The following is a 12,430-nucleotide window of genomic DNA, read 5'->3' as shown; positions in this document are numbered from 1 at the left end:
AGCCACATGACCGCTGAGCAAGCCGTATCGCCCAGTCCGGCCAGCCCGCCAACCTTGCGCGACCGATCGCAGGCCCTGAGCCATTCCGCCCGGCTGTTTCGCGCTGCCGACCTGCTCGTCATCCTGATTGCGGCATCGCTGCCCTGGTCGACCACCGCGACCTCGATCCTGGTCGGGTTCTGGCTGCTTGCGGTGACGCCGACCATCGCCTGGCGCGACTATGCGCGCCAGCTCGCGCGGCCGGCGTTTGCCTTGCCCTTGGCACTCCTGCTGTTCGCGCTTCTTGGCACGCTGTGGTCAGAGGGGGCGTGGGCGGACCGGCTGCATGCGGTCAAGCCGGTTGCAAAGCTCATGCTGATTCCGCCGCTGCTCCACCATTTCAGCCGGTCCGAGCGCGGCTTCCATGTCTGCATCGCCTTTCTCGCTTCCTGCGCGCTGCTTGCCGTGTTCTCCTGGATCGTGCTGCTCGTTCCTGCCTGGAAGATCACCGCAACGGCGTCGTCAGGCGTTCCCGTCAAGAACTACATCGACCAGAGCCAGGAGTTCACGCTGTGCGCCTTTGCGCTCGCGCTGCCCCTCTGGCGCGGCAGACGCGCGGTCGCAACAATCGTCTGTCTGGCCCTGATCCTGCTGTTCGTCACCAACATGGTGTTCGTCGCCTCGGCCCGCACCGCCCTGCTCTGCATCGCGGTGCTGCTGGCCCTGTTCGCCTTGAGGCATTTGAGCCGGCGGGCGGCGCTGGTCCTGCTCGCAGGCACGATCGCCGCGAGCCTGTTGGCCTGGACCACATCGCCCTATCTGCGCCAGCGCATCAACGACGTCGCCGTCGAATACCGCCACGGCCACGAGGACATCAGCCGCGCCTCGACCGCGCAGCGGCTGACCTATTGGCGCAAGTCGCTCCATGCCTTTGCCGAGGCGCCTCTGATCGGCCACGGCACCGGTTCGATCAAGCGCCAGTTCGAGCGCGCCGCCACGAGCGAGAGCAGACTCGATGCCGAGGTCGTGAGCAATCCGCACAACCAGACCCTCAACGTCGCGGTGCAGTGGGGCCTTCTGGGTGTCGTCCTGCTCTACGCCATGTGGATCGCGCATCTTCGCATGTTCGCGGGTGAAGGCTTCGCCGCCTGGATCGGCCTCGTGGTCGTCGTGCAGAACATCGCGAGCTCGCTGCTCAACTCGCACCTGTTCGATTTTCACGAGGGCTGGATGTATGTGCTCGGCGTCGGCGTCGCCGGCGGCATGGCGCTGAAGGCCCAAGCCGGAGAAACGACAGGCAGCGCGCGACTACTGGCTGCGCTCGTCCGTCGATCACCAGCAGCGCGCTGCCGATGACGATCGCGCCCGCGATCTCGCGCATCGAGATCGGCTCACCCAGCACCAGCCAGCCCAGAAGGATGGCGGTGACGGGAATGAGCAGCGTCACCAGCATCACATTGGTCGCGCCGGAGCGCCGCAGGATCTGGAAGAAGACGATGTAGGCGAGCGCCGTCGACAGGCCGGCGAGGCCGAGCACCGCAAGCCATGTCGTGATGCTCGGCATAGCAAGACGCCAGGGCTGCTCTACCGCACCGGCGATGATCGCCATCATCACGGTGGATGCCATCAATTGAAACGTCGCCGTTCCAAGAGGCGGAGAATCCTTCAGCAGCCGCCGCGCGGCCAGTGCCGCAAAGCCATAACTCAAGGCCCCGCCAAGGCAGAGCAGGATGCCGAGCCCATGCCCCGACATTGTCTCGGCACCCCATCCACGCAAGACCACTACGCCGACGACGCCAAGCGCCACGCCGGCCACGCGCCGCATCTGCAACGTCTCCTCGCCCGCCATCGCCATGACGATGACCGTGAACAGCGGCGTGGTCGCGTTCAGGATCGACGCCAGTCCGCTCGGGATGAAAGTCTGGCCCAGCACGATCAGCGAGAACGGGATGGCGTTGTTGAGCAGCCCGATCGCGACGAACGGCTTCCAGCCAGTCGCTCCGATGGGAAAGCCGATGCCCTGCACGCGGAGCAGCGGCAGCAGAATGGCCGCGCCCAGCGCGACGCGCAGGAACACCAGCGTCAGCGGCGGCAATTCCCGCAAGGCCGCGCCGTTGAAGAAGAACGAACCGCCCCAGAGGATGGAGAGCATGCAGAGCAGCGACCAGTCTCGAGCGTCGATCCGCCTGTCGTTCGGGGGCATGAGTCTCACCTTGGCGGCCAAGTCTGCCCGCGTAGACCGGCGCGATCGAGGGCGCCACCCGAATTCCGATGAAACAGAGGTTTGTAAAACCGATGCGCGAAAATGAACGCGACGATCGAGATGCCCGGGTCGACCAGCTACGGCTGCTTCGGCCGCGATACCAGCTCGATCATCCGGCCTTCGTCATCGTCGGGCATCGCATCTTTCGCCTGCGCGTAGGCCTCGACCGCGGCGCGCGCGACCAGCGGCTTGTCGGCCAGCAGGCTCTCGGCGAGCCTCACCGCATAAGCGGCATCCTTGTGCCGCAGCGCCGTCGTGAACGTCGCACCGCTGAAATCGCGGGCGACCATGCGCTTGGAGTGACGCTGCACCTGCGGGCTTGCCGCCACGCCCGCCTGGATGGACTCGAGCACCAGGTTCATGTCGAGACCAGCCTGCTCGGCAATCGCGAGTCCCTCGGCGAGACCGGCGATCTGGATCGCGCCCATCAGATTGTTGATGAGCTTGTAGACCGTGCCGGAGCCGACCGGCCCGAAATGGCGGATGGTCGAGCCGATTGGCGTCAGATAAGGCCGCGCACGCTCGAGATCGGCCGGATCGGCGCCGGCGAGCAGCGTCAACCTCCCGGCCGCCGCCGCGTCCGGCAATCCGGTGACGGGGCAATCGATGTAGATGAGCCCGCGCGCGTTGAGCTCGCGGCCCATCTCGCGCGCGTGGTCATAGGAGACTGTGGAGCATTCAATCGCGATGGTGCCGGCCTTCGCCGTCTTGGCCGCACCCTTGGGTCCGAGCCAGACCGCGCGCGAGGCCTCGTCGTCGGCGACCATGGTCACGACCGCGTCGGCATCGATCGCCGCGTCCTCCGGCGAGGTCGCCCAATGCGCGCCGCGCGCGATCAGGTCTTCCGCCTTGGCCTTGCTCCGATTCCACAAGCTGACCGTGAAGCCGGCATCGAGATAGCGGCCGGCCATGCCGTGACCCATCCGCCCCAATCCGATGAAGGCGACACGGGGCATGGCTAGTCCACGTCCTCGATCTCGCCGGTCGTGGTGCCGAATGCGCGCTGCGCCAGCGTCGCGGCCATGAACTCGTCGAGCTCGCCATCGAGCACGCCCGCGGTGTCGGAGGTCTGCACGCCCGTGCGCAGATCCTTCACCATCTGGTAGGGCTGCAGCACGTAGGAACGGATCTGGTGGCCCCAGCCGATGTCGGTCTTGGCCGCCTGATCGGCGGCGGCCTTCTCCTCGCGCTTCTTCAGCTCCATCTCGTAGAGCCGCGCGCGCAGCATGTCCCAGGCCTGCGCCCGGTTCTTGTGCTGGGAGCGTCCGGCCTGGCAGACCACGGCGACGCCGGTCGGAATGTGCGTCAGGCGCACTGCCGATTCGGTCTTGTTGACGTGCTGGCCGCCGGCGCCGCCTGAACGCATGGTGTCCACGCGGACATCGGATTCCTTGATGTCGATCTTGATGCTGTCGTCGATGACGGGGAAGACCTGCACGCTCGAGAACGAGGTGTGCCGTCTCGCGTTGGAATCGAACGGCGAGATGCGCACCAGGCGATGCACGCCGGCTTCCGTCTTGAGCCAGCCATAGGCGTTGTGCCCGGAGACCTGGATGGTCGCGGACTTGATCCCGGCCTCTTCGCCCTCGGATTCTTCCAGAAACTCGACCTTGAAGCCGTGGTTTTCGGCCCAGCGCGTGTACATGCGCAGCAGCATCTGCGCCCAGTCCTGGCTCTCGGTGCCGCCGGCGCCGGCATGGACTTCGAGATAGGAGTCGAAGCGGTCGGCCTCGCCTGACAGCAGAGCCTCGAGCTCGCGTCGCGCGACTTCCTTCTTGAGGTTCTTCAGCGCAGCTTCGGCTTCCGCGACGACGCCGTCATCGCCCTCGGCCTCGCCGAGCTCGATCATGCCGATGTCGTCTTCGAGCTCCTGCTCGACCTTGCCGATTCCTGAGAGCGCATCCTCGAGCGAGGTGCGCTCCTGCATCAGCTTCTGGGCTTTCTGGGGATCGTTCCAGAGGTTGGGATCTTCTGCGAGCTTGTTCAGCTCAGCGAGGCGCGCCGTCGATTTCTCGACGTCAAAGATGCCTCCTCAGCAGCCCGACTGACTGCTTGATCTCTTCTACCAACCGTTCGATTTCGGCGCGCATGTCGTTCTCTGGTTTCGCGGAACCGGTCCCGCAAGCAATTGAGGTGGGGATGTAGCGGCGGCGGCTGCAAAGCGCAACCGCCGGAACCGCGATCGTCTGTCTTGTCCTGAGCCTTAAAGCGCGATGCGATCAGGATCAATCGTCATCGCGCTTTAGGTTGTTGTTTAAGCATGATCCTTTCGGAAAACCGCTGCGCACTTTTCCGGATCAAGCTTTAGTACAGCCCGCCGGTGCCCGGCCGCGTGAAGAAGCCGGAATCCGGCTGCTGCTGCTGCGACGCCGGCATGCGCCCGTCGGCGTCGGCAACGCCGATGACCGAATAATTGTCCGGCGGCGCGGTGCCCGGCTTGAAGGCTTCGAGGATGGTTCCGCCGGTCTCGCCGGGGCCGGCGCGCATGCCGGTCTTGGCGACGACACGCACGAGCTTGATGCCGGCCGGCACCTTGAACGGCACGGCGGGCTTGTCGGCGAGCGCGAGCTTGAGGAAATCGCGCGCGATCGGAGCTGCCAGATGGCCGCCGGTCGCGGCATTGCCCCGACCCAGCGGACGCGGCTTGTCGTAGCCCATATAGATGGCGACGGCGATATCGGGCGAGAAGCCGACGAACCAAGCGTCCTTGGCCTCGTTGGTGGTGCCGGTCTTGCCGGCGACGGGTTTGCCGACGTCCTTGATGACCGTGGCCGTACCGGCCTGCACCACGCCTTCCATCAGCTCGGTGATCTGATAGGCGGTCATGGAATCCAGCACCTGCTCGCGGCGGTCGATCAGCTGCGGCTCGGGCTGGTTCTTCCAGCCGCCCGGCGCGTCGCAGCCGCGGCATTCGCGCTGGTCGTGCTTGAAGATGGTGTGGCCATAGCGGTCCTGGATGCGGTCGATCAGCGTCGGCTTCACCCGGCGGCCGCCATTGGCGAGCATCGAGTAAGCGGTGACCATGCGCATCGCCGTCGTCTCGCCGGCGCCGAGCGCGTAGGAGAGATAGTTCGGCAGCTCGTCATAGACACCGAAACGGCGGGCGTATTCGCCGATCAGGGGCATGCCGATGTCCTGCGCGAGGCGCACCGTCACGGTGTTCAGCGACTGCCGCAGCGCGTTGCGCAGCGTCACCGGTCCCTGGAACTTGCCCGAGGAGAAGTTTTCAGGCCGCCACACGCCGGCGCCCTGGCCCTGATCGATTTCGATCGGCGCATCGAGCACGACGGTCGAGGGCGTATAGCCGTTGTCGAGCGCGGCCGAGTAGACGATCGGCTTGAACGACGAACCCGGCTGCCGATAGGCCTGCGTGGCGCGATTGAACTGGCTCTGGTCGAACGAGAAGCCGCCGACCATCGCGAGCACGCGGCCCGTCCAGGGATCCATCACCACCATGGCGCCGGAGACCTCCGGGATCTGGCGGAGCCGGTACTGGCCCTCGACGGGCTGGCCGTCCTTGTAGAGCGGATCGGCATAAATGACGTCGCCGGGCTGAAGCACCTGAGACACGGCCGTCGGTGTCTTGCCCTTCGTGCCGCCCTGCAAGGCCCGCGCCCAGCGCACGCCGTCGACAGTGACGATTCCGGTCTCGCGCTGCTTGCTCACCGCGCCGCCGAGCTCGCGGCTCGGCTGGAAGCCGATGCGCGCCGACTGGTCGCTGGTCTCCAGCACCACCGCCATGCGCCATGGCGAGATGTCGGAGAGCGATTTGATCTCGGCGAGCTTCACGCCCCAGTCGCCCGAAACATCGAGCTTGCTCATGGCGCCGCGATAGCCCTGCTGCTCGTCGTAGTTCACAAGGCCGGCGACCATGGCCTTGCGCGCCATGACCTGGATCTTCGGATCGAGCGTGGTGCGAACCGACAGGCCGCCTTCATACAGCTTCTTCTCGCCGTAGCGTTCGAAGATGTCGCGGCGGACTTCCTCGGCGAAATATTCGCCGGCGAAGGTGTGGGCGCCGTTGGACCGGCTGGTGACGGCCAGCGGCTCCTTGCGCGCCTTGTCGGCGTCGGCCTGCTTGATCCAGCCGTTCTCCAGCAGACGGTCGATCACGTAGTTGCGGCGCTCGATGGCGCGGTCGCGGTTGCGGACCGGATGCAGCGTCGCCGGCATCTTCGGCAGCGCCGCCAGATAGGACGCTTCCGCCACCGTCAGCTCGTTCACCGACTTGTCGAAATAGACCAGCGAGGCGGCGGCGATGCCGTAGGCGCCGAGGCCCAGATAGATTTCGTTCAGGTACAGCTCGAGGATCTTGTCCTTCGAGTAGGTTTTCTCGATGCGCATCGCCAGCAAGGCTTCCTTGATCTTGCGGGCGAAGGAGACCTCGTTGGTCAGCAGGAAGTTCTTGGCGACCTGTTGGGTGATGGTGGACGCACCCTGCGGGCGGCGGTTGGAGCCGTAGTTCTGCAGATAAACCAATCCTGCGCGCGCCATGCCGGTGTAGTCGATGCCGCCGTGCTCGTAGAAATTCTTGTCCTCGGCGGCCAGGAACGCGTTGATCACGAGCTTGGGCACGGCCTGGATCGGCAGATACAGCCGCCGCTCCTTGGCGTATTCGCCGAGCAGCGAACCGTCGACCGCGTGCACGCGGGTCATCACCGGCGGCTCGTAATCCTGAAGCTGAGAATAGTCCGGCAAGTCCTTGGAGAAATGCCAGATCAGGCCTGCCACGGCCCCGACACCGACAAGGAACACCACCGTTCCCGCGGCGAACAGGAAGCCCATGAACCGCACCAGCAAGCGCATTATCAGTTTATCCGTTCAAACTCTGGATCAGCCCAGTATCAGCCCATAGCGACCCCAAATGGCCGCCAACCTCACGTCGCGAATTCGCCGGCCTACGCAATCACATCAGTGCCGGACTTCCGACGCTTGCCGAGCAGGATTCTCGCCGATTCCGACCCCCCTGCGGGGTTTTTATAGAGCGTCCGCTGTGGCCAAACTAGGGCCTTTGGATCGGGAGGGATCAACCCATTCAGTTCGGAGTCCCGGCCGTGGCCATCCGCTTGGTCAAAAATCCGTCGATTGCCTGTGCCATCGAGCCCACGGCACGCGACCGCCACCCCTCGGAGACCAGGTGCTCGAGATCCCCCTTGTTGGAGACATAACCGATCTCGACCAGCACCGAGGGCACGTCGGGCGCCTTCAGCACCCGGAAGCCGGCGGACTTCAGGGGATGCTTGTGCATCCGCACCGTCGCCTTCATTTCACCCATCAAGAGGCGGGCGAAACGGTTTGAAAATGTGCGGGTTTCCCTCTGCGTGAGGTCGATCAGGATATCGGCGACGTCGTTGGGCTCCTCGGCGAGGTTGAAGCCGGCGATCGCATCGGCCCGGTTCTCGGCATCCGCCAGCCGCTGGGCCTCGGCGTCGGACGCCTTATCCGAGAGCGTATAGATGGTCGCGCCCTGCGCATCGCCCTCGGCGCGAGGCAGCGCATCGGCATGAATCGAGACGAACAAAGCAGCCTTGTGGTTGCGGGCGATCTTGGTCCGGTCATTGAGGGGGATGAAGGTGTCGTCGTCCCGCGTCATCACCACGCGGTATTTGCCGCCCTTTTCCAGCTTGTCCCGGAGCGCCAGGCCAAAAGCGAGCACCAGGTTCTTCTCGCTCTCGCCTCCCGACTGCGTGCCGTTGTCGATGCCGCCATGGCCGGGATCGATCACGACCACCGGCCGGTCGTCGGCCTTGTGCTGCGCGGCATCCGCGGTTGCCTTGGCGGGAACCGTGGCCGGCGGCGCCTCGGCGATCGCGGGCCGCAACTCGGGACGGTTTTCAGGGGGAAGCGATGCCACGAAGGCGGCGCGCTCGATCTCCTCCAGCTCGAGCACGAGCCGGGCCGGCTGGCCGTTGGCGGCTTCGACCACGTAGGAATTGGCGATCTTTGCCGGCCCCGTCAGGTCGAACACGATTCGCGAGCCGCCGGGCATGACCAGACCGTAGCGGAAAGCCTTGATCAGCCCCCGCCCCCCGCTCCCGGTGCCAGCGGGCAGCTGGAAATTGACTTGCGGCACGTCCACCACCACGCGGAAGGGGTCGGCCAGCGTAGCGGTGCGGAAGGTAACGGTCCGGTCGAGGTCGAGGACGAAGCGGGTCTGCTTGCCATCGCCGGCCAGGCGGGCGGCCGAGGCCACCGGAAAATTCGCTGCGGCAACAACGGGCTGCGGCTGGCTTTCCGCAGCAATGAGGCGCGAGGAATCAGCACACGGCAGCGCCGCGATGCACAGCAACACGCCTCCCAGCAAAACCCGTCGATTTGTGCGGCTCGCCACCGATTCCGTGCCTCCGAGCAGCCCTCTTAACGCAATAGAACCACAGGGTTAATCGCTCCTTAATGACAGAAGCGCGAAACTCGGCGACTGTGACCGCCGTGCGACGCTTCCCTTGCACGGATGGCTCATTCCTCGTATGTACGGAATGCTGACGGCCGATATTTCAGGTTGTGTCGCATTCAGCCTCCCGGCGCTGCGCCGGAACTCCCAAGTTTTGGGGATTCCAGCGTTTTCCGCTTCCCTCTAAGACCAGCGCGGTGCGCGGCAGCGAGGTGGAGCGGGTTAGGCACCGGCGGCGGACGGTCTCGGGTTACCACTCATGTTACCGGGACGGTTCTGACGGCGGCGTAACCCATTACCCGGTCCCTTGATCCCAAGGGGGCGGTTCGTGATCCCCAAGGCGAGCGCGCTCGCGCCGTGCCTGGCCAGCAGCAACTGAAAGGGCGGCCTCGTCGCCCAATGTTTCATACGGGCCGACGCTTGATGCGCCAGACTGTGCCGACGAAATCTGAAGGACCATTCGCGACGCTGCGGAGTGACAATCCCGCGCGTCGCAACGGTCCTGAAGCTTCCGGTTCGGCAAGGCGCGAGAGACGGCGTTTCGGCCTTCCCCTCACCCCCGAATCAGGTGGACCGTCGCGTCACCCGGAGGCGCGATACGCGCCCACGGTTTATCGCGTCCGCCGCCGCCAAGAGTTAAGACATGCCCAACAAGATGTTGATCGATGCCACCCACCCGGAAGAGACCCGGGTCGTCGTGGTCCGCGGCAATCGCGTCGAAGAGTTTGATTTCGAAACCGCGCAACGCAAGCAACTGCGCGGGAACATCTACCTCGCCAAGGTCACAAGGGTCGAACCCTCGCTCCAGGCCGCCTTCGTCGAATATGGCGGCAATCGCCACGGCTTCCTCGCCTTCAGCGAAATCCATCCCGACTATTACCAGATCCCGGTCGCCGACCGGCAGGCGCTGATCGAGGCCGAGGAGCAGGCCCATCGCGAGGCCGAGGAAGAGAGCGAGAACCGCTCGCACGGCCGCCGCCGTTCGCGCCACCGCAACGCCCGCCGCCGCGGTCATGGCGAGCGCGTGCGCAGCGACATCGTCGAAGGCCTCGAGGTCGGCGCCGATCCCGCAGCCCAGCCCTCGGAGGGCGAGGCCCCGCACACCGAAGGCGCGCCGTACGAGGGCGAGCATCTGCACGCCGATGCGGAGCACCGCGGCGGGCACGAAAGCCACGATCACCACGACCACGATCAGGGTGAACATGCTCATGGCGAGCATGATCACGACGATCATCATGTCCATGATGACGAGCACGCCGGGGATCGCGACCCCGGTCACGATCACCAGCGCGATCATCACGACCACGATCACCACCATGATCATCACGACCATGATCATGCCGACGAGACGCCCGCGGCCGTCGGCGCCGAGCCCGTGGTCGCGGCCGAGGCCGGTGCCGAGCCGCAGGATGCCCAGACCTTCGAAGCTCACGTTCCTGAAGCCCATGCGGAAGCTCTGGCTGAGGCCGTGACATCGGCCGCCGAGCCGGCCGATGCGATGTACGCCGACGGCGAGAAGGCCGAGACGTCCGCCGAGGCTGCGGAAGCAACCACCGAAGACGACGAAGACGAGGACGAGGACGGCGAGGAAGCCGAAGAGGAAGTCGTCGAATCCGTCGGCGGCGACGATGTGCTGGAGGAAGTGCCGGAGCGCACCTTCCGTCCGCGCCGTCAGTACAAGATCCAGGAAGTCATCAAGCGCCGCCAGGTGATGCTGGTGCAGGTGGTCAAGGAAGAGCGCGGCAACAAGGGCGCGGCGCTGACGACCTACCTCTCGCTCGCCGGCCGCTATGCCGTGCTGATGCCCAACACCGCGCGCGGCGGCGGCATCAGCCGCAAGATCACCAGCGCGCAGGATCGTTCGCGCCTGAAGGAAGTGGTGCAGGATCTCGACGTGCCCGAGGGCATGGGCATCATCCTGCGCACGGCAGGCGCTTCCCGCACCAAGCCCGAGATCAAGCGCGACTTCGAATATCTGATCCGGATGTGGGAAACGGTGCGCGACCTCACGCTGAAGTCGCAGGCCCCGACCCTCGTCTACGAGGAAGGCTCGCTGATCAAGCGCTCGCTGCGCGACCTCTACAACAAGGAGATCGACGAGATTCAGGTCGCCGGCGAATCCGGCTACCGCGAAGCCCGTGATTTCATGAAGATGCTGATGCCCGCCAATGTCGGCGCGGTGAAGCAGTATCGCGACGGCCAGCCGCTGTTCTCGCGCATGGGCGTCGAGAGCCAGCTGGACGCGATGTTCTCGCCGACCGTGCAACTGCGCTCCGGCGGCTACATCGTGATCAACCAGACCGAAGCGCTGGTCTCGATCGACGTCAACTCCGGACGATCGACGCGAGAGCACCATATCGAGGACACCGCGCTCAAGACCAACCTGGAAGCGGCCGAAGAGGTCGCCCGCCAGCTCCGGCTGCGCGACCTCGCGGGCCTGATCGTCATCGACTTCATCGACATGGACGAGAAGCGCAACAACCGCGCGGTCGAGCGCAAGCTGTCCGATTGCCTCCGGCAGGATCGCGCGCGCATCCAGGTCGGCCGCATCTCGCATTTCGGCCTGCTCGAGATGTCGCGCCAGCGCATCCGCGCCAGCGTGCTGGAGAGCTCGACCGATCCGTGCCCGCATTGCGGCGGCACCGGTCACGTCCGTTCGGTGTCTTCGGTGGCGCTGCAGCTGCTGCGCGGCCTCGAAGAGATCCTGATGAAGGGCGCGACCCACAATCTCGTGGTCCGCACCCGCACCGACGTCGCGCTCTATGTGCTGAATCACAAGCGTGGCCATCTGCGCGACCTCGAGAACAGCTTCAAGGTCACGCTGTCGGTCATCGCCGATCCCACCGTCAGCGGACCGCAGGCATATGTGATCGACCGCGGCGAGCAGGTGCATACGCTCGAAGCCGCCAAGGCGCTGCTCGCTGCGCAAGTGGCTGCGAGCCCGCCGCCACAGGCCGAAGAAGCGTATGACGACGAGGATGGCTTCGACCTGGAGACCGAATCCGAAGTCGAGACCGACGAGACCGAAGGTCTTGCTGACGAGCAGGCTGCCGGCGAGGCAGCCTCCGAGCAGGACGGCCAGCGCCGCAAGCGCCGTCGCCGCCGGCGCGGCCGCGGTAGCCAGCGCGAGGGGGAGTTGCGCGAGGATACCGCCCCCACGCTCCCCGAAGCGGCCGTGATGGCCGGTGAAGGTGAAGACGATACCGAGTCCGAGCAGGACGGCGAGGAAGGCGAGGAACAGGCAGCCCGTGGCGAGCAGCAGGGCAGCGGCGAGCGCCGGCGTCGGCGTGGTCGCCGCGGCGGACGCCGCCGTCGCGGTGGCGGCGAGGAAGGTCTCGCCGGCTCCATCGGTGACGAGCTCGGCGCCAGTCAGCCGTCGGAGGCGACCGACGCGGTTGCCGATTTCGACGGCTTCGGCAGCGAGGCTGCGCCCTCCATCGCACAGGCCGAGCACATCCAGGCCGAGCACACCACCGAGCCGCAAATCGAGCAGCCCGAACCGCGCGCCGAGGTGCGGACCGAGGCGCCGGCCCAGCCGGAGCCGGCTTCCGCCACGACGACGGCAACGTCAGAAGAAGAGTCCGCCGGCGACAAGGCCGCGCGGCGCCGCTCCACGGTCCGGGAAAAGGTGAGCTTCCTGGTGAACAGCCAGCCCGAGCCGGCAACGCCGGTCGCGCAGGTAAACGAGCCGGTCGCTGCGCCGGCACCCGAGCCTGCGCCGGAGCCCACGAGCGAAACGCCGGCGGCCCCACGCCGCGCCGGCTGGTGGTCGCGCCGCTTCGGCGGCGGCGAATAAC

6 protein-coding genes and 1 pseudogene are annotated in these 12,430 nt (G+C 66.0%); 2 read left to right on the top strand and 5 right to left on the bottom strand.

The window, feature by feature from the left end; genetic code table 11:
- Nucleotides 1-6 precede the first annotated feature (6 nt).
- Nucleotides 7-1,266, top strand: a pseudogene (locus tag ABIA42_RS12450) (O-antigen ligase family protein); the annotation flags it as partial.
- On the opposite strand, the gene ABIA42_RS12445 reads toward ABIA42_RS12450, so the two are convergent.
- From ABIA42_RS12445 to ABIA42_RS12425, 5 genes are all read right to left on the bottom strand, one after another.
- Complete coding sequence (locus tag ABIA42_RS12445; protein ID WP_370113358.1) at nt 1,175-2,182, bottom strand: DMT family transporter; 1,008 nt, start codon at nt 2,180-2,182, stop codon at nt 1,175-1,177. The pseudogene ABIA42_RS12450 and the gene ABIA42_RS12445 sit on opposite strands and share 92 nt — an antisense overlap.
- Before the next feature lie 137 nt (nt 2,183-2,319).
- Nucleotides 2,320-3,198, bottom strand: a complete 879-nt coding sequence (locus ABIA42_RS12440) for an NAD(P)-dependent oxidoreductase (protein ID WP_370113360.1) — start codon at nt 3,196-3,198, stop codon at nt 2,320-2,322.
- 2 nt (nt 3,199-3,200) lie between these two features.
- Nucleotides 3,201-4,332, bottom strand: a protein-coding gene (gene prfB / locus ABIA42_RS12435; protein WP_194387559.1) for a peptide chain release factor 2 whose coding sequence is annotated in 2 segments (ribosomal slippage) — nt 3,201-4,262 and nt 4,264-4,332 — 1,131 coding nt in all. Because the reading frame shifts where the segments join, the coding sequence is not laid out codon by codon here.
- A gap of 214 nt (nt 4,333-4,546) precedes the next feature.
- Nucleotides 4,547-7,048 (bottom strand): penicillin-binding protein 1A, encoded by a 2,502-nt coding sequence (locus tag ABIA42_RS12430; protein ID WP_370113362.1) that lies wholly within the window; start codon nt 7,046-7,048, stop codon nt 4,547-4,549.
- Nucleotides 7,049-7,277: 229 nt separating this feature from the next.
- Entirely contained in the window at nt 7,278-8,573 is a 1,296-nt protein-coding gene (locus tag ABIA42_RS12425) for an N-acetylmuramoyl-L-alanine amidase (protein ID WP_370113364.1), read from the bottom strand.
- 703 nt (nt 8,574-9,276) lie between these two features.
- On the opposite strand from ABIA42_RS12425, the gene ABIA42_RS12420 reads away from it, so the two are divergent.
- The gene (locus ABIA42_RS12420; RefSeq protein WP_370113366.1) at nt 9,277-12,429 is read left to right on the top strand and encodes an Rne/Rng family ribonuclease; all 3,153 of its coding nucleotides are present in this window, start codon (nt 9,277-9,279) and stop codon (nt 12,427-12,429) included.
- Nucleotide 12,430 lies beyond the last annotated feature (1 nt).

This window comes from Bradyrhizobium sp. USDA 327 (assembly GCF_041262065.1).
GTDB classification, from domain to species: domain Bacteria; phylum Pseudomonadota; class Alphaproteobacteria; order Rhizobiales; family Xanthobacteraceae; genus Bradyrhizobium; species Bradyrhizobium liaoningense.
The sequence above is the reverse complement of the archived record's forward strand: the minus strand, read 5'-3'. Positions and strand labels throughout refer to the sequence as shown.